Here is an 18,819-nt window from a genome sequence, read left to right on the forward strand (position 1 = left end):
GTGCCTGACCGTTGTTCTCTTTCCTTGACCGTTGGTTCCATATCTCGGCCCGTGGTTCCACCATCCCGCGTGAGATCATCGCGGGCCTGACCATATTTGGGGCTATGGCCTATATCGTCGCCGTAAACCCCATGATCCTCTCCGGAGCAGGTCTAGACCGGCACGATATGGTCATGACCACCATTGCGGGCGCCATCGCGGGCACACTTCTCATGGCACTATGGGCGCGCTTGCCAATTGCCCTTGCCCCCGCCATGAGCAGTAACGTTCTCTTTGCACAAATCATCGTTCAGCAAGCTCATGTACGTCCCAGCACAGCGTTCACCGTCGTGCTGATGAGTGGCCTATGCTTCACAGCTCTCTCTGTCAGCCGCGTCCGACAGCGCATTATTCAAGGCTTCCCGCCCAGCATTGTTCTCGGCATCCAAATCGCACTCGGCGCCTTCATCGCCCGCATCGGCCTCACAACCGGTGGTATCGCGGCGCCCGGCCCTGAAGGGTTAAGCTTCGGCTCTCTCTCAGACCCATCCGTTCTGCTCTGCCTCTTTGGCGTCCTACTCTGCGCCCTTCTCACCGTCTTGCGTGTTCCTGCGGGCTTGCTCATCGGCATTATCGTGTTGACGGCACTCGGCCTCATCATAAAAGATAAGCACGGCCCTATTACACACTTACCCACCCATATGATGGACTGGCCCCACTACCCAAGCCAAATGTTCCTTCCCTTCGATTTTCATGATTTTTGGAACAAAATCGCCCTTTTATTACCCATTACACTCTACTTCCTGATCAGCGATTTCTTTGACGCAACCGCCACCCTCATGAGTGTCGCACAACGCGCAGGCCTCACCCGCGAAAATGGGAATAATAGCCTCGACCACCGCGCCTTCGCGTCCGATGGCGCCGCCAGTATTATCGGCGCGGGGCTCGGCACATGCACCGTTTCGGCCTATGTCGAAAGCCTCGCCGGGGTAGAAGCTGGTGGCCGTACAGGCCTCTGCGCGCTCATCGTAGCCGTTTTATTCGGCTTGGCCTCGTTCTTCTGGCCCATTATCACCGCCATTCCAGCCATAGCCACAGCCCCCGTCTTAATCCTGGTTGGCCTCAGTATGCTTGGCGCCCTCAATCAACTCCCAACAGAGCCCGCCAAAGGCCTGCCCCCCATGATCATGCTGCTCATTGCCGCTATCACTGGCAATTTTATGCTCAGCCTAACATGCGGCCTGCTGCTCTATACCGGCATTGCCCTCGCCCAGCGTGAGTTCAAACGCCTCACCCCCATCGTGCTTGGCCTCGATGCCGCGTTCGTCTTTTATATGATCTTACAATCTCATATTGGCGGTTAAAATACCCGGCCTTTAACGCCTTTTTAAAAGTATTGGGGGCATACTCATTGTTATGAGCAAAAGCCCCCATATCTTCATCGCCACACCCTGCTTCGGTGGAAATGTAAGCCAAACATATATGCAATCCGTCTTTGATTGCATGGCCAAAGCCGCTCAGCACAATGTGTCTTTTACTCTCTCCACATTAGGAAGTGACGCCCTCATCACCCGTGCACGTAATACTCTGCTGCACCAATTCCTCACTGCGAGTGACGCCACACACCTTCTTTTCATTGACAGTGATATCGGCTTTACAATCAACGATATCGTAGCTCTTCTTGAAGCCCAAAAAGAGGCCATCGGTGGAGCTTATCCGCTCAAATCCCATTACTGGGACCACAATACCGAGCGCTTTTTACGCGCGGGCGAACATCCACACACCGCCAGCCTCCGCTACGTCGGAGATTGCGCCGCACTGTACGACAGCCCAACTGCCCCACCGGAAACCATCACTCCCGTTTCCTACGTCGGCACCGGCTTTATGCTGCTCACACGCACCATGCTGCTCGATATGATTAAAGCCTACCCAGAAACACGTTACACACGCATAGACGCGCAGCACACCCACACCCCTCACGGGCCACAACACCATCAAAACGATGCCTACGCATTGTTTGACTGCCTCATCTCTCCCGATAACGGCACCTATCTCTCAGAGGACTTCGCTTTCTGCCACCGCTGGAACGCAATAGGCGGGACATTCTGGCTCCATCGCGGCCTTGCACTCAGCCATACTGGCCCAGCGACATTCCAAGGCTCCCCCATCACACGCACACTCCCTCTCGTGGGACTGCCATGATCTGGTCACAATAATTGTTTTATAGAGGGGTGGCGATGTCGGGAGCGTGATGCAAAACCAATCCCCGACATCGCTCTTAAACCTTATGCCTTCAAGCCTTAATGGCCGCTTGGAACAACGCTTCATTCGCTTGCGCATCTGCCGCCCCAAGGCATGTATTATACCATACCTTATGGTACCGACTCAGCGCCTGCGGGTCACTCACACTCGGCAACGCATCACGCGCACGAAAATAACGAATACGCGCCATCGCACAAGCATACCGCAAATTACTCACTAATTGCTGACATCTCGGCTGATCTTGCGCCAACATGCCTTCAAGAATAACCGCGTAATGCCGCGCTCCCGAATACCGTAAATAATTATTCCAACAGTCATCATGCGTTGCAGGCTCCATCTGCCACAAACCCAACGCAGGCCCGCCACCAACCTGCTTTAAATACGCACCACGACTCTCCACCAAAGCCGTACCCGCCAATAAATTCACCGCGACATCACCGCCCAGCCCTAAATCCGCAAGGCTAGGCTCAATGATACATTGCTTCAGCTGCGTTAAATTGACTCCACTCAGCATGCTCATCGCGTCCCCAAAGAAAAGGCAAAATGAACCACACCCGTCCCCAAAATAGACGTGATTAACGTAACCAGCCCTGTCAAAACCGCACGCCCTCCAATTAATCGGTCTAATTTTTCATTCACAAGTCTGTGACCTTCCTCCATCTTGGTCTCCAGATTTTTCATTTGATCTCGTAAAAACGAAATTTCCTGCCGCGTCTCCACACGTAATTGCTCATGCCGATCCGACAAACCACTTGCCACAGTCTCCAGCCGCAGCACCCGATCTTCCAGCATACGCAACGTATAAGCACGCCCTTCACCCCCCTCATCACGCTCCAGCATCATCGCCCCCATCTCTGCCATGGCCCCTCCAGTCCAAAAAAAAAAGCGCCCCCGGAGGAGCGCTTTGTGGCATTAAGCCATAACACTAGACAAAAATGCACGAAACCACAATCAAATTCGCATCTTGGCCTTCCCGGCAGAACAAAGCATAAAGGCAATCATGAGTACTCCCCCGAGTGAGCCCCTGTTGGATGTATGCGGCCTTAATTGCCCCATGCCCGTTCTCAAAGCGAACCGTGCGCTCAAGACTCTTCCAGCCGGAACACGCTTACGCGTTCTGGCCACAGATCCAGCCTCCGTCGCTGATTTTCAGGCATTTTGTCGTGAAACAGGACACGCCCTCGTCGCGTTCTCTGAAAGCAGCGGAAAGTTCTCCTTTGTGATCCGGAAACGAGAAGATCTTTCTCAAGACTGACCTTCTTGCAACAAAACCCCATCAAAATCGCTGTGGGGCTGGCAAAAACCGTCCACAAACGGTAATCCCTCGCTACCTTCATCCACTTCCGCCCTTGAGCACGTCTTGGGAGTTACCATGTCCGACCCCGTCACCACCCTATCGTTTGAAGATGCCCTCTCCGAACTGGAACGCATCGTGCGCGGTCTGGAAGGCGGCCAACTTAAGCTCGAAGACGCAATCGCTGCTTACGAGCGCGGCTCGGAGCTGCGCCGCCATTGTGATTCTAAACTCGGTGAAGCGGAAATGCGCGTACGCGCAATTGTCCAGAAAAATGACGGCACGACCGGCACTGAAGCGCTGGCCGACAACCACGAGATTGGCCAATGAGCACCTCTAACAATACATCCCTAAAATCTGCTCTCGCCCAAGCCTGCACGGAAATCGAAAGCACCATCGATACCCTGCTGCCCATGGTCCCCGGCGATGAATCCGTCCTGCTGGAAGCTATGCGCTACGCAGCCCTCGGCGGTGGCAAGCGTCTGCGCGGCTTTCTGGCTGTAGAAGTCGCCTCCCTCTTCGGTGCAGACCATCAAGCCGCGCTGCGCGTAGCGGCCTCCGTTGAGTTCCTACACGCCTATTCTCTCGTCCATGATGACCTCCCTTCCATGGATGATGATGACCTACGCCGCGGCCGCCCTTCAACGCACCGTCAGTTTGATGAAGCCATCGCCATTCTCGCTGGTGATGCGCTCCAAACACGCGCTTTTGAAGTTCTGGTAGAGCCTGAAACCAGCGCCGATGCCACAATCCGCGCAGAACTGACATTGGCTCTCGCACGTGCATCTGGCGCGGCTGGCATGGTCGGCGGTCAAGTCATCGATATCCGTGGCGAAGGCCGCGCCTTGCCACTGGACCAGGTCCGCCGCTTGCACGCGCTCAAAACGGGCGCTCTGATCCGCTACGCAGCCGAAGCTGGCGCAATCTTGGCGGGCATCACAGATGAACGCCGTGACGCCATCGTCACCTATGGCCTACGCCTCGGCACAGCCTTCCAAGTCGCCGATGATGTGCTGGACGCAACCGCCAGCGCAGAAGAACTCGGCAAAACTGCTGGCAAGGACGAAGCCAGCGGCAAATCAACTTACGTCTCTCTGCTCGGCATTGACGGCGCACGTGCAGAAGCACGCCGCCTGAGCGATGAAGCACGAGAGGCCCTTTCATCTTTTGGCGCACAGGCAGAGGCTCTCCGGGCCTTGGCGGATTACGTCGTCGAGCGCAGGAGCTGAGTTAATGAACGATACAAAAACAACACCACCGACTTTCGGCCGTTACCCGATCCTTGATCGCGTTAACCTCCCGTCAGACATGCGCAACCTGTCCGTTGACCAACTCCGTCAACTCGCAGACGAACTCCGCTCCGAGACGGTCGACGCAGTCTCCACAACAGGCGGTCACCTTGGTGCATCGCTCGGCGTAGTGGAACTTACCGTCGCCCTACATTCCGTCTTCAATACGCCGGATGACCGGATCATCTGGGATGTCGGCCACCAAGCCTACCCCCATAAAATCCTGACCGGCCGCCGTGACCGCATCCGCACCCTGCGTAAGCCACACGGCCTCTCCGGCTTCACACGCCGCGCAGAAAGCGAATACGACCCATTCGGCGCAGCGCACTCCTCAACCTCTATCTCAGCCGGCCTCGGCATGGCCGTAGCGCACCACCTGCGCGCGGAAGAAGACCCCAGCTACCATGAGCGCAACGTCATCGCCGTTATCGGTGATGGCTCCATTTCGGCTGGCATGGCGTATGAAGCCATGAACAACGCCGCCGTTGCTGGCCCCGGTGCAAACCGCCTCATCGTCGTCTTGAACGACAATGAGATGTCGATTGCACCGCCAGTCGGCTCCATGTCCAACTACCTGTCACGCCTTCTGACGTCCCGCCAGTTCTTCAACCTGCGTGATCTGGCTGGCAAATTTGCAAAACGCCTGCCGAACAAGATTGAGCGCACCGCCAAGCGCGCCGAAGAATACGCACGAGGCATCATCACCGGCGGCACCCTGTTCGAAGAACTGGGCTTTTACTATATCGGCCCCGTCAACGGGCACGACATGAACCAACTGGTGCCCATCCTGCGCAACCTGCGCGATGCGGATGACCAAGGCCCCATCCTGCTGCATATCCAAACGGAAAAAGGCCACGGCTACAAACCAGCCGAAGCCGCTGGTGATAAATACCACGCCGTCAGCAAGTTCAACGTCGCCACGGGTGAGCAAAGCAAGGCCCCTGCAGGCCCACCAAGCTACACCTCTATCTTTAGCCGTGAGCTTATGCGCCGTGCGGAAACCGATGATCGCCTGATCACCGTCACCGCTGCCATGCCCTCCGGCACCGGCCTCAACGCCTTCGCCAAAAAGCACCCAGACCGCTTCTTTGACGTCGGCATTGCAGAGCAGCATGCCGTGACATTTGCTGCTGGTATCGCCAGCGAAGGCTTGCGCCCAATCTGCGCCATTTATTCAACCTTCTTGCAACGCGCCTATGATCAGGTCGTGCATGACGTCGCACTACAAAACCTCCCCGTTCGCTTCGCGATTGACCGCGCTGGCCTCGTCGGAGCGGATGGCGCAACGCATGCAGGTTCTTTTGACCTGAACTACCTGTGCTGCCTGCCCAATATGGTCGTTATGGCACCATCTGATGAAGTCGAGTTGCTGCACGCCACCGCGACAGCCTGCGAATATGATGACGGCCCGATTGCCTTCCGTTACCCACGCGGCAGCGGTGAAGGTCTGGACCTTCCTGAAAAGGGTGAGGTCCTGCCCATCGGTAAAGGCCGTATCGTACGTGAGAGCACGCACACCCCAGATAGCAAATCTGGCGTTGCCATTCTCTCTCTCGGCCCACGCCTAAACGAATCTCTGCGCGCTGCTGATGAACTTGCCGCACAAGGCCTGTCCGTCACGGTTGCAGATGCTCGCTTTGCGAAGCCAATCGACACCGACCTCGTCGAAACACTGGCCAAACGCCACGATGTTTTCATCACACTGGAAGAAGGCGCTATCGGCGGCTTCAGCAGCTTGGTCGTACAACATCTGGCAGAGACAGGACTACTGGATCAGGTGAAGTTCCGCCCCATGGCCTTCCCCGACAAGTACATCGACCACAACACACCAGAGGCTCAGTACGAAGAAGCAGGCCTCACCGCACCACACATTGTCAAGAGCGCTCTTTCGGCACTCAAAAACGTCAATAATGCAGAGAAAACTGCTTAATCATGGCAAAACGACGCGTCGATCAACTCCTCGTAGACCGCGGCCTGGTTGAAAGCCGGACCCGCGCTCAAGCCCTCATTATGGCTGGCTTGGCCTATTCAGGAGATCGACGCATCGCCAAAGCTGGAGATCAACTCCCTGAGGATGCTCCCCTGTCCCTCAAAGGGCAGGACCATCCCTGGGTCTCCCGTGGCGGCCTTAAACTCATCCACGGCATTGAACATTTTGGTTTCAACCCTGAGGGACGCATCGCCGTTGATGTCGGCGCATCCACGGGTGGCTTTACCGATGTGCTGCTGACCAATGGCGCACAAAAAGTGTACGCCGTTGACGTCGGCCACGGGCAACTCGCGTGGAAAATCCGCTCCGATGAACGCGTCATCGTCATGGAAAAAACCAACGCCCGCGCACTAACGGCTGAACAAATCCCTGACCCAATTGGGGCTGTTGTTTGTGATGCCAGCTTCATCAGCCTAAAAACCGTTCTCCCTGCAGCCCTAGCCTTAACGACTGAGGACGCATGGGCCATTGCCCTTATCAAACCTCAGTTTGAAGCCGGGCGCGCAGAAGTGGGTGCAAAAGGTGTCGTGCGTGACCCCCTCGTGCATGAACGTGTCTGCTCCGAAATTCAGGAATGGTTCAATGCTCAGCCCGGGTGGACCGTCATTGGCATTGAACGAAGCCCCATCACCGGGCCTGAAGGCAATGTCGAATTCCTCATCGCGGCTCGCCGTACTACGGAAAACTAACATAGCACTCTGCGCTATCGGTCAAATTTCACAGACAAAATCATTGCCAAATCATAATAAATAAATTTTACACTTTTCCTCTTTTTGCCTCCAAAAAGATCATTTTCTAATTGCGAATAATTATCATTAAAGATATCAGGGCCAAAATTCGTATGAAATTGGACCTACCACCATGCTCAACCGCCTGAGTTACAGACACATTGCCCTCACCGGCGTTGCGGCCCTAAACCTACACACAACAACCGCACACGCACAAAACACAACGTCCGCAACCAGCACACAGCAACCCGCAGTTGAAAAGCTTGTTGTACATGGCCGCAAACCCGCAACCGTAGCGGCCTCGGCAACAAAATCTGATACGCCAATCGTCAATACGGCTCAGTCTGTCAGCGTCATTACCCGCAATGAAATGGACATCCGAGGCGTTTTGAACCTTAACCAAGCTATTCGCTACATCGCAGGTGTCACGCCAGACCAACGCGGCGGCTCTGTCACCCGCTACGACATGTTCGCTCTACGCGGCTTCACCGTACCAACATTCCTAGACGGCCTAAAACTGCAATCCAGCCCAACAGGATTCGCCACCGCACAAACCGACACGTCCCGCCTAGAACGTGTTGAAGTCCTCAAAGGACCATCCTCCGCACTCTATGGCCAATCAAGCCCCGGCGGCCTCGTTGCACTCTCTAGCAAACTTCCATTGGACCAACGCAATTACGGCAGCCTCAACGCCACCGGGGGAAGCTTCGACCTCTGGCGCATCGACGCAGATCAGGGCGGCTACGCCAACGCAGATGGTACCGTACGCTACCGCATTTATGGCACAGCCAATGGCCAACACAGCCAATTATCCGAAACGGCAAGTAAGCGCTTCTCCATCAGTCCCGCCGTCATGATTGGCGGCAATGGCCCCACAACCTTAACCCTACTTGGGAACTACCAATACGACCCAAACAACTCATCCTATGGATCACAACCATACCTCGGCACCATGAAACGAGCCTCTTTCGGGTACCTACCGCGGAGCTTCTACGATGGTGATCTCGGATATGAGCAGTTCAAGCGCTACCAAGGCGCACTCACTTATATTTTCACACAACGCATTAATGATGCGTGGAGCTTCACATCCCGTGGTCGTTACGACAACGTGCGTACATTATACGAAAGCGTTTACGGTACCGGCACCTACAGCTCACCAACCTTGCTCAACCGCGGAGCCATCTACTCGCGTGAGCGCCTCCAAAACCTCGCATTTGACAACCAATTGCACGGCCACCTCGCCACCGGTGCACTCCATCATGACATCATGACCGGCTTTGACTACCAACAAAGCCAAGCAACCGAGACTGTCGGTTTTGGTGCCGCACCAGATTTAGATGTCCTACACCCCAATTACCACCAAACTATACCGACCATCACAGCGCGCTATGACTACCTGACCAAACCACAACAATACGGTGTGTACGGCCAAGACCAAATCACAGTTGGTCGGCATCTCTTCCTCACCGGCGCCATCCGCAATGACTGGTACCACAGTACTGCCTACGCCTCAGGTACACGCACAGAACAAAGCCCTCAGCAAATCACTTGGCGCGCATCCGCCCTGTATCATTTTGACTTCGGGCTTTCGCCATATATCTCGTATTCGACATCCTTCGAGCCACAAAGCGGCCTCGTACAATCTGGCAGTACAGCCCGACAAGCAGATCCATCACTCGGTAAACAACTCGAAGGCGGCGCGAAATACCAAATCCCCGGCACACCCGTCTTACTCACCGCAACTGGCTTTCATATCAAGCAAACCAATGTGCTCGTCCCTGTCGGCAACCTCGGCTACAATACCCAAAGCGGCAAAGTACATTCAGACGGCTTTGAGCTCGAAGCCCATGCAGACATGTATAAAGGCCTCATGCTGGATGCCTCCTTCAGTTCACAACACGTCCATGACGACAGCACAGGCAAACCCCTCGTGCAATCAAGCCGTGGCAATGCCTCCCTCTTTGCCTTTTATAGTATCCCCAAAGGCTACCTCTCTGGAGCAGGTCTGGGCTTCGGCATACGTCATATGATGGGCACATATGGCGGCGTCTCCAGCACCTATGGTGACGTCAACATACCCAGTTACACTGTATTCGACGCCTCCGCACGGTATGACCTCGGCCGCGCAACCCCCACCCTCAAAGGTTGGAACCTTTCAGCCAGCGTCCGCAATTTATTCGACAAGCACTTTGTCGCAAGCTGCTACTCTGACTGGTGTTGGTATGGTGAACGCCGCAACGCACAAGCGAGTGTTGGCTATAGCTGGTAAAGCCACACACCGCCGCATCTTGCACGCCGCCTTGGCTGCCATCATGGGATACGTGGTGGCAACCGGGATTGCTGCGATCTGCGCCGCGTTACTTCCTTTGGATGGTCCACAGCGCGCACTCAGCGGAATGTTTGCGGGATTCATTGCATGGCCGTGCACCACCATAGCAGGGTTCGGCCTCACGCGTGACATCCCTCAACTCCTCAAACGCGGCCTTGCCCCCATGACCCTCTTACTTATTACCGCATTTCTTTTGGGGTGGCGTTTATAATGAACGATTTTCGGTCCGCCATGGCACGCCTCCATGAATGGGGCGGCTTCCTCATTGGGTGGTTTGTCTTCGCGATCGCCCTCTCAGGCTCTCTCGCCGTGTTCCGTCCCGAGATTAGCCAATGGATGCGCCCAGAATTAACGGACATGAAGTCAGACCCTCTGCACGCCACAGAAGCAGGCATTGCTTGGCTGCAAACCCATGCGGCCTCTGCCCCCGCATGGTATTTAACCATTACAGAAAAACGTGCCCCTTATATTGAAGCACTCTATTTTAACGGCACACGCTACGTAGAGCGCGCCCTAGACCCCACGACCGGCTCCCCCGATACAATCCGAGACACAATGGGAGGAGATTTCTTCTACCGTTTCCATTTTGAACTACAACTGCCACACCCTTTTGGGCGCCTTATATCTGCATCCTGCGGTCTTGCGATTGTCTTAGCGCTCATAACCGGCGTCATCATTCACAAAAGAATATTCGCCGATTTTTTCACGTTACGATTTTACAAAGGCCAGAGAAGCTGGCTCGACTTCCATAATATAACGAGTGTTGTGGCACTTCCATTCCACTTTATCATCGCATTTTCAGGGGCCGTCACGCTTTGGGCCCAAATATTACCCGCAAGCCTTCTGACGGTTTATCCACATAACATAATGAAATATTATGCGGATCTTGACCCCGTTACAGAGCCATTACCCCCAAAACATCACAAAGCACCCCTCGCACCAATTGCCCCCATGCTCCAAGAAGCCGAAAAACGTTTTGGCCCTGATGGCATCGCACAAGTTTTAATTTATAATCCCAATGACTCAGCCAGCATTGTGATCATCAAAAGTGGCAATGGCCAGCATATTGGCTACGACACTCACACGTTACGCTTTAGCGGAAATAACGGCCAAATCATTCTCGAACAACAAGAAAAACGTCCGATTGTTAGAGCTTTTTCTCTAATATATGGCTTACATATCGCCCGATTTTCTAATTTTTTAACGCGCTGGTTCTATTTTTTCTCTGGCATATTACTTGCATTAGCAACAGCAAGCGGCCTTCATCTCTGGGTTATACGCAAAAAACGCACCCAAAAAGACACTTTTTCTTTTAAGATGGTTGAACGATTGAACATCGCAATCCTCATCGGCCTGCCCATTTCGTTTGCGCTATTTTTTGTCGCAAACCGTTTAATTCCACTCCACCCTCATAGTCTATTCACACTGTCACGCTCAGATATGGAAATTGATACTGTCTTTTTATCGCTTTTTCTTTTTATGGCTCTTTGCTTTTTCATGGAAACCACTCAATCTAAAAAAATACTCTCTCTCATCGGCTGTATATCTTTTATTTATATAATAATAATTGGAAATACTTTGGATAATATAATTAACTTCTCCACATCATGCGTCTCATTATTATTTTTTATCACATATGTTTTTATTTATAAAAGTGTACGCTCATCATGATTGAAATACTTTCTGACATTATAACCTCTTTTCTTTTCTCCTCTGCCTCATACCGTGGAGAAAAGATATTACGATTACACAAAAAACAATGCCGCTTACTGCGCTACGCTGCTTGGCCAGCACTTTTTGCAAGCCTCGCCCTCCATATTGAGCACGAAAAAAATATTGGCTTTGCAGTTGTCTGCTGGTGCCTAGGCACTAGCCTAGCCCTTGCCATGAGCGGCGCTCTATTAGCGTGCTGGGAAGCCTTCAAAAAACCTACGAAAACAAAATATTAGTATAAATATCTCCCCCAAAATCAGCCCCCACTCCTCTCGCCACGAAAACCCTCACCTCCAACACACACGAATTAATAAACGTATACACACTTTTCTTTTGCAAAAAGCCCCCCCGCCCATGCTATGGCTCCCTCACCATGACCACCTTAATTCATCCAGATACCCTGCCGCGCATTAACTCAACCGCAGCAGATGCCCTTAATGATGCCGAACGTGACCGCATCCGTGCGAAATCAGCCATGTTCGCTCCCCCTGAAGCGCGCCTCGCTGATGGCCGCCGGGACCTTGTCGGCTTATCGCGCGAAGAACTCGCAGCCGTAATGACCGATATCGGTGAAAAAGCATTCCGGGCAAAACAGGTCTGGCACTGGATTTATCACCAAGGCGTCACCGACTTCACGCAGATGAGCACCATCGCCAAACCCTTGCAAGCCAAGCTGGCGGAACATTTCATCGTCGGTCGCCCCACCACAGCAACCGAGCAAACCTCCGTCGATTCAACGCGCAAGTTTCTCTTTCGCTTCCGCGATGGGCAAGAGGCTGAAACGGTCTATATTCCAGACCGCAAAGAGGATCGCGGCGCTGTCTGCATTTCCTCACAGGTCGGCTGCACCCTCTCCTGCACCTTCTGCCATACTGGCACACAAAAACTCGTCCGTAATTTAGGACCCGCTGAAATTGTCGGCCAATTCATGGCGGCCCGCGATAGCTATAAAGAATGGCCGAGCCCCAGCGCCGATATGCCACGCCACCTTTCCACCATTGTCCTGATGGGCATGGGCGAGCCACTGTATAATTACGACAATATCGCCAAAGCCATGAAAATCATCATGGATGGTGAAGGCATTGCTCTCTCCCGCCGCCGTATTACGCTCTCCACATCCGGCGTTGTCCCAATGATGGATCAGTGCGGCGATGAATTGGGCATTAACCTCGCCATCTCACTTCACGCTGTCACCAATGAACTGCGGGACCAAATCGTACCGCTCAACCGCAAATATCCGATCGAAGAACTCATCGCGGCTTGCCGCCGCTACCCAGCGGCATCTAACTCACGGCGTATCACCTTCGAATACATCATGCTGCGTGACGTCAATGACAGCGACGCCGATGCACGTGAACTCGTACGACTCATCAAAGATCTGCCTGCCAAAGTGAACCTCATACCGTTCAACCCATGGCCCGGATCTGAATTCCAACCATCCACCCGCAACCGCCTCAATAGCTTTGCAAAAATTGTGATGGATGCAGGCTTCTCATCTCCCATCCGTACCCCGCGCGGGCAAGATATTCTTGCAGCATGCGGGCAGCTCAAAACGGAAAGCGAGCGCTTGCGCAGCAACCACTAAAAGCCCCGACACACACTCTGTTTTTTGAAAACATAACCTCCCTCAACCCGTCGTTGAGGGAGCGCCAGCCTCACTAGGCCCCGCTCAAAGAACGGCGTAGAACATACGAGTAGGGCCTCCTGGGAACCCTACATAGCACGCCTTGGCAGGTCGTTACGGCGAGGAGAATATTACCGTGTCACCGTATGCTCTACTCCTCCCCCTAACAAACGCGATACCCCAGCACAATACCCGCAAAGCAGTTCCCCTATTGGAAAAGCAGTGCTAGAAGACAAAGCTTGACTGTATCAACACCATAAGGACCACGCCACGATGACTGCCCACCAGGACGTCAAGAAAGTCGTACTCGCCTATTCCGGCGGACTGGACACCTCCGTCATCCTGCGCTGGCTGCAGAAGACTTATAATTGTGAAGTCGTGACCTTTACGGCCGATCTCGGCCAAGGCGAAGAGCTGGAACCAGCCCGCAAAAAGGCCGAAATGTTCGGCGTTAAGGAAATCTTCGTCGAAGACCTGCGCGAAACCTTCGTCAAAGACTACGTCTTCCCAATGTTCCGCGCCAATACGGTCTATGAAGGCCAGTATCTGCTCGGCACGTCCATCGCACGTCCATTGATCGCACAACGCCAAATCGAGATTGCTGAAGCCGTTGGTGCAGACGCTGTGGCCCATGGTGCAACCGGCAAAGGCAATGACCAAGTCCGTTTTGAGCTCGGCTATTACGCCCTGAAGCCAGACGTAAAGGTCATCTCCCCTTGGCGCGAATGGGATCTGACATCCCGCACTAAGCTGCTGTCTTTCGCGGAAGAAAACCAAATTCCGGTGACTAAAGACAAGCGCGGCGAAGCACCGTTCTCCGTCGATGCGAACCTGCTGCATTCCTCTTCCGAAGGTAAACTTCTCGAAGACCCAGCTGTCGCACCGGATGAGATCGTGTTCCAGCGCACCATCTCTCCTGAAGCAGCACCAGACAAGCCGACTGAGATCACGATCGACTTCGTTCATGGTGATGCAACCGCCATTAACGGCGTAGAAATGACACCAGCAACCATTCTCACACGCCTGAATGAACTGGGCCGTGACAATGGCATTGGTCGCCTAGACATCGTTGAAAACCGCTTTGTTGGCATGAAGTCACGCGGTATTTACGAAACACCGGGCGGTACAATCCTGCTAGCAGCTCACCGTGCGATCGAAAGCATCACATTGGACCGTGAAGCCGCCCACCTTAAAGACAGCATCATGCCGCGCTATGCAGAGCTGATCTATAACGGCTTCTGGTTCTCCCCAGAGCGCCGCATGCTGCAAGCCCTCATCGACACCAGCCAGCATTCCGTCACTGGCCGTGTCCGCATGAAACTATACAAGGGCAATGTCGTCTGCGTCGGCCGTGAAAGCCCGAACAGCCTGTATGATGCACGCGTCGTGACATTTGAAGATGACGAAGGCGCTTACAACCAACAAGACGCACTCGGCTTCATTAAGCTTAACGCTCTGCGCCTCCGCCTTGGTGGTCAAATCGGCCGCCGTGGTGGCGCTCTCTGAGACGACGCAAGGACCACACCATGATCCGCGCTACACGCTCACTCTTCGCGCCTCTTTTGCTTGCTTTGGGCGTATCTGCCCTCGGCGGCTGTGCCCATCATGATGATGTTGATGAGGGGCCAGCCCTAACCCCAGAGCAGTTCATGCAGCAGGTCTACGCTAAACCGGGAGTACAAAAACTCCCGGACGGCTTGGCCTATAAAGTGCTGCGCTCTGGCCCGAAGGACGGCGACAGCCCACATCACGGCTCCATGGTGATGGTGATCTATGAGGGGCGCCTGCCGGATGGCGCCATTTTTGATAGCTCCGATATGCATAATAACGGTGCTTACTCAGAAATGCCGCTTGATGGTTTGGTCCAAGGCTGGATTGAAGCCTTACCGATGATGCATGTCGGTGACGAATGGATGCTGTACCTGCCTCCCAAACTGGCTTACGGCCCACGTCACCCCGGCATTATTCCGCCCAATAGTCCGCTTATCTTTAAGATTCGCCTTCTTGGTGTCGGCGGCGGACAGCAATAATAAAGATTGCGTTTCTGAGTGGGGCTCTACACCTTCTCAGAAACGCGTATTCTTATCCCGCTTATTGCGGCAGATGCCAATGCGCATCACATAACGCCTGATACAATTCACTATCACCCGTTTCCAGAAGCTGGCCTGTATCATGGATCTTCGCTGTCCAACGGGCCGTATCACCACAAACATGACACCACGCCGTTAAGGCATGTACTTCGTCGGCATGCTCAGCCAATGCAGCCACAATCGGAAAAGCCTCTTTCCGGTAATCCGTGTTCAAGCCACCAACAATTACCGTCATTCCGCGTGCACGCGCTTCTAGCAGTTCTGCCACAATATCTCCCTCATAATGAGGAGATACCATGAACTGCGCCTCATCCAGCACAATCGCTTCATACGCACTAGCATCATCCGGCCACGCAGCCACAGAACGCGCGGCCAAAGAAGTACCATTACGGCTCGCAATCTCTGCGCCACTCCGCGTATCAAAAGCAGGCTTCAGGACAAGCACCTTCTCCAACGGGCATGGCGCCGCATGTGCTTCTGCAATCAAATGCGCTGATTTACCTGAAAACATGGGGCCCACATAAAGAACCAGCCGTCCCGAACGACACATAAGCATTCCTTTCTTAGGTCCCATGAGCCTGATCTTAACAGTTTTGTCACCCCTGCCCTTGATGAAACCCACCTGAAAATGCGAGAAAAAGCGCCAGAAACACGAAAGGCCTTCTTTCCCGTGATGCGTACCGGCCCTCTTTTCATCAGCCGTAGCCTCTTATGCGGCCTCGTTTTGCTCACCAGCCTCTCCGCCTGTGGGCGCAAAGGCCCCGGTGCTCATGTCTATGGCCCTCATTGCGGCATCTGCCACCATGGCGGCGGCGGCATGCCCGGAGAGACCCCACCATTGGTTGGTCGGCTTGACGTAATTGCACAAACACCAGAAGGCCGTGCTTATTTGGCCAATGTGCTGCTCTACGGACTGCAAGGCCCCTTTAAAACGCAAGGCTACAGCTACAATTACGCCATGCCGGGCTTCGCTGAACAACTCAGCGATCATGACATTGCTGAGGTGCTCAACTGGCTGATCGAACGCGGGAACACAAAGCCCGCCCCACAGATCACTGACGCTGAAATCGCTGCAGCACGGAGCCACCCCGGCACACCCATCAGCAGTTTCAAACTCCGCACAACCCTTGATCAGACACATCCCATTCCCTGATCCCTTTCACCAAGGCAGCAAACCGCATGAAACGCGTCTTTTCTGGCATCCAGCCAACTGGCATCCCTCACCTCGGCAATTACCTCGGCGCAATCCGCAACTGGGCAACTCTTCAAGCAGATCATGACTGCGTCTTTTGCCTCGTGGATATGCACTCCCTCACCATGCCGTGGGAGCCTGAGACCCTACGCCAACAAACCCTTGGTTCCGCTGCCTGCCTCCTCGCTGCGGGGATCGAACCAACACGCCTCTATAACCAATCAGCTGTCAGCGCTCATGCACGCCTTGGCTGGATCTTTAACTGCGTGTCACGCCTCGGCTGGCTCAACCGCATGACACAATTTAAAGATAAAGCTGGCAAAAACCGCGAAAACCACTCTGCTGGCCTCTATGTTTACCCCAACCTCATGGCCGCCGATATTCTCGCATTCCACGCCACGCGCGTTCCTGTTGGAGATGATCAACGTCAACATATCGAACTCGCTAACGACATCGCGCAAAAGTTCAACCATGACATGGGTACAGATTTCTTCCCAGAAATCGAAGCCTTCATTCCACCTGCCGCCGCCCGCGTGATGAGCCTGCGTGATGGCACAAAAAAAATGTCCAAGTCTGACCCGTCCGAACAAAGCCGCATCACGCTTACGGACACACCAGACGAAATTGCACTCAAAATCCGCCGCGCACGCACAGATTCTGAAGCGCTCCCCTCTGAAGCTGCTGGCCTAGAAGGGCGCGCTGAAGCCCGTAACCTCGTCGCTATCTATGCTGCTATGGCCGATGAGAGCATCGACGCTACCCTCCAACGCTTTGGCGGCGAAGGCTTCGGCCCCTTCAAAACGGCACTGGCTGACCTACTGGTCGAAAGCCTCGGCCCCGTCGCACTCGAAACGCGCCGCCTATTGGAGAATGAAGACCACCTTCTCAGCGTCTTACGCCAAGGCGCAGACCGCGCCCGCAGCATCTCAGAACCCATCGTGCAAGAAGCCGAACGCCTTGTTGGCTTCCTGCGCTAAAGCTGAAATAGATTAGTCCTACACACCCTCCTCTAGAATTTTGCCCAACTCTAGAGGAGGGTGTGTAGGTGCTTTTTTACAAAAAAGAATCTAAAAACCTCTCAACGCACTCCACTCTTCAAGATGCGTCTAGAAGATCAATAATCTCACGAGCAGCCGCTTCTGATGGCGTCCCCTGCGTCGGTGCCAATCGTGCCAACACATCTGCAAATGCCTCACGCTGCACCGCCACAGCCTCTTCATCAGACAACAGCACAGAGACCATCTCCACCAATTTCTCCGGCGTACAATTCTCTTGCAGCAATTCAGGCACAACCTCTCGGCCTGCAAGCAAATTCACCATCGCGACATACGGCACTTTAATCAAACGACGAGCAAAAAATGCCGTTAACGGGTTAACCCGATACGTCACCGCCATCGGCACTTTGCCCATAGCGAGTTCTAACGTCGATGTCCCTGATTTCGTTAGCGCACAAGAAGCCGCTGCAAAAGCATCATGCTTATCATGCACATCCGTCACAATAACCGGTTGCACAGGCCATTTACGAATCATACTGCGCACCACCGGCGCCATAACAGGAGCCAGTGGAATAACCGGACAGACATTCGGATGCTTTTTCCGCAGAATATCCAGCATCTTGCGGAACACCGGCAAAAGGCGTGGCACCTCTGAACGACGGCTCCCCGGCATCAAAACAACAATCGGCGCATCTTCCGGAATTGCGTGGCGCATCCGAAAACGTTCCGCTACACCTTCCTTCACACCCGACTGCAACACCGGATGCCCGACAAAACGGGCCTCTAGCCCTCGGGCCGCATACCAATCGGACTCAAACGGCAGCAAACACAGCATACGATCCCACAAACCGGGGAATTTTTTGACGCGCTTGGCTCGCCATGCCCATGCTTGCGGCGCGACATAATGCACGCGTTTGGTGCCCAAATGCTCAATACGCTTCAAAAGCCGTAGGGCAAAGCCCGGACTATCAATCGTAATCACCATATCCGGCTTACGCAGTTCAATATCCTGAACTGCTTCCAGCATACGCTGCGATAATTGCCGCATACGGGGCAGGACTTCCACAAACCCCATCACAGCCAGATCCCGCATCGGGAACAAGCTACGCAGGCCGAGCGCCTCCATACGGCCCCCACCAACACCCGCAAACACCAAATCTGGGTCCTGCGCGTGCAGCGCAACCATTAAGCGCGCACCGATCACATCGCCACTGGCTTCACCCGCCAAAAGCCATATGACCCGGCCATGCGCCTCCTCATGACCGGGTGGATGGAAAAAGCTATCTGGCATGTTTCATTCCCCCGGCCCCGATGAGGCGCTCCCCAATAAAGCG

The 18,819-nt window shown here is 54.1% G+C and carries 19 protein-coding genes; 15 read left to right on the forward strand and 4 right to left on the reverse strand.

The annotated features are described in order from the left end of the window. Positions 1 to 11: 11 nt before the first annotated feature. A complete protein-coding gene (locus tag KB213_RS02925) occupies positions 12 to 1,343 on the forward strand; it encodes an NCS2 family permease (protein WP_211680596.1) in 1,332 nt (443 codons plus the stop codon). Positions 1,344 to 1,395: 52 nt separating this feature from the next. Then, positions 1,396 to 2,181: a hypothetical protein gene (locus KB213_RS02930; protein WP_211680597.1), complete on the forward strand. Its 786-nt coding sequence runs from the start codon at positions 1,396 to 1,398 to the stop codon at positions 2,179 to 2,181. 91 nt (positions 2,182 to 2,272) lie between these two features. Here the strand turns inward: KB213_RS02930 and KB213_RS02935 are convergent, their stop codons facing one another. Beyond that, the gene (locus KB213_RS02935; protein WP_211680915.1) at positions 2,273 to 2,752 is read right to left on the reverse strand and encodes a hypothetical protein; all 480 of its coding nucleotides are present in this window, start codon (positions 2,750 to 2,752) and stop codon (positions 2,273 to 2,275) included. 5 nt (positions 2,753 to 2,757) lie between these two features. Further along, the gene (locus KB213_RS02940) at positions 2,758 to 3,102 is read right to left on the reverse strand and encodes a hypothetical protein (RefSeq protein WP_068169164.1); all 345 of its coding nucleotides are present in this window, start codon (positions 3,100 to 3,102) and stop codon (positions 2,758 to 2,760) included. 139 nt (positions 3,103 to 3,241) lie between these two features. Between KB213_RS02940 and KB213_RS02945 the strand changes: the two genes are divergently transcribed. From KB213_RS02945 to KB213_RS02995, 11 genes are all read left to right on the forward strand, one after another. Further along, a complete protein-coding gene (locus tag KB213_RS02945; RefSeq protein ID WP_211680598.1) occupies positions 3,242 to 3,496 on the forward strand; it encodes a sulfurtransferase TusA family protein in 255 nt (84 codons plus the stop codon). A 117-nt stretch (positions 3,497 to 3,613) separates the two neighbouring features. Continuing rightward, positions 3,614 to 3,865, forward strand: a complete 252-nt coding sequence (locus KB213_RS02950) for an exodeoxyribonuclease VII small subunit (RefSeq protein WP_211680599.1) — start codon at positions 3,614 to 3,616, stop codon at positions 3,863 to 3,865. Continuing rightward, positions 3,862 to 4,764 carry a polyprenyl synthetase family protein gene (locus KB213_RS02955; RefSeq protein ID WP_211680600.1) on the forward strand — a complete coding sequence of 301 codons (903 nt, stop codon included), beginning with the start codon at positions 3,862 to 3,864 and terminating at the stop codon, positions 4,762 to 4,764. The genes KB213_RS02950 and KB213_RS02955 overlap by 4 nt, the downstream gene beginning before the upstream one ends. 4 nt (positions 4,765 to 4,768) lie before the next feature. After that, positions 4,769 to 6,754, forward strand: a complete 1,986-nt coding sequence (dxs, locus tag KB213_RS02960) for a 1-deoxy-D-xylulose-5-phosphate synthase (protein ID WP_211680601.1) — start codon at positions 4,769 to 4,771, stop codon at positions 6,752 to 6,754. Between the two features lie 2 nt (positions 6,755 to 6,756). Further along, the gene (locus tag KB213_RS02965; RefSeq protein WP_211680602.1) at positions 6,757 to 7,503 is read left to right on the forward strand and encodes a TlyA family RNA methyltransferase; all 747 of its coding nucleotides are present in this window, start codon (positions 6,757 to 6,759) and stop codon (positions 7,501 to 7,503) included. Between the two features lie 172 nt (positions 7,504 to 7,675). Then, positions 7,676 to 9,811, forward strand: a complete 2,136-nt coding sequence (locus tag KB213_RS02970; RefSeq protein WP_211680603.1) for a TonB-dependent siderophore receptor — start codon at positions 7,676 to 7,678, stop codon at positions 9,809 to 9,811. After that, the gene (locus tag KB213_RS02975; RefSeq protein ID WP_211680604.1) at positions 9,792 to 10,082 is read left to right on the forward strand and encodes a hypothetical protein; all 291 of its coding nucleotides are present in this window, start codon (positions 9,792 to 9,794) and stop codon (positions 10,080 to 10,082) included. The genes KB213_RS02970 and KB213_RS02975 overlap by 20 nt, the downstream gene beginning before the upstream one ends. A 20-nt stretch (positions 10,083 to 10,102) precedes the next feature. Beyond that, entirely contained in the window at positions 10,103 to 11,542 is a 1,440-nt protein-coding gene (locus KB213_RS02980) for a PepSY-associated TM helix domain-containing protein (RefSeq protein ID WP_249110236.1), read from the forward strand. A 415-nt stretch (positions 11,543 to 11,957) separates the two neighbouring features. Continuing rightward, complete coding sequence (rlmN, locus tag KB213_RS02985) at positions 11,958 to 13,169, forward strand: 23S rRNA (adenine(2503)-C(2))-methyltransferase RlmN (RefSeq protein WP_068169134.1); 1,212 nt, start codon at positions 11,958 to 11,960, stop codon at positions 13,167 to 13,169. 312 nt (positions 13,170 to 13,481) lie between these two features. After that, the gene (locus KB213_RS02990; RefSeq protein ID WP_068169132.1) at positions 13,482 to 14,714 is read left to right on the forward strand and encodes an argininosuccinate synthase; all 1,233 of its coding nucleotides are present in this window, start codon (positions 13,482 to 13,484) and stop codon (positions 14,712 to 14,714) included. Between the two features lie 20 nt (positions 14,715 to 14,734). Continuing rightward, positions 14,735 to 15,238: an FKBP-type peptidyl-prolyl cis-trans isomerase gene (locus KB213_RS02995; protein WP_211680606.1), complete on the forward strand. Its 504-nt coding sequence runs from the start codon at positions 14,735 to 14,737 to the stop codon at positions 15,236 to 15,238. Between the two features lie 61 nt (positions 15,239 to 15,299). On the opposite strand, the gene KB213_RS03000 is transcribed toward KB213_RS02995, so the two are convergent. Continuing rightward, positions 15,300 to 15,872 carry a thymidine kinase gene (locus tag KB213_RS03000; protein ID WP_346266656.1) on the reverse strand — a complete coding sequence of 191 codons (573 nt, stop codon included), beginning with the start codon at positions 15,870 to 15,872 and terminating at the stop codon, positions 15,300 to 15,302. A gap of 99 nt (positions 15,873 to 15,971) precedes the next feature. Here KB213_RS03000 and KB213_RS03005 point away from each other — a divergent pair, with 99 nt between their 5' ends. Further along, positions 15,972 to 16,451, forward strand: coding sequence for a c-type cytochrome (locus tag KB213_RS03005; protein WP_211680916.1), 480 nt, complete (start codon positions 15,972 to 15,974; stop codon positions 16,449 to 16,451). Between the two features lie 26 nt (positions 16,452 to 16,477). Continuing rightward, a complete protein-coding gene (trpS, locus tag KB213_RS03010) occupies positions 16,478 to 17,467 on the forward strand; it encodes a tryptophan--tRNA ligase (RefSeq protein WP_211680608.1) in 990 nt (329 codons plus the stop codon). Positions 17,468 to 17,585: 118 nt separating this feature from the next. Here the strand turns inward: trpS and lpxB are convergent, their stop codons facing one another. Beyond that, a complete protein-coding gene (lpxB, locus tag KB213_RS03015) occupies positions 17,586 to 18,776 on the reverse strand; it encodes a lipid-A-disaccharide synthase (RefSeq protein ID WP_211680609.1) in 1,191 nt (396 codons plus the stop codon). Positions 18,777 to 18,819 lie beyond the last annotated feature (43 nt).

This window comes from Neokomagataea anthophila (genome assembly GCF_018122595.1).
Lineage (GTDB): Bacteria > Pseudomonadota > Alphaproteobacteria > Acetobacterales > Acetobacteraceae > Gluconobacter > Gluconobacter anthophilus.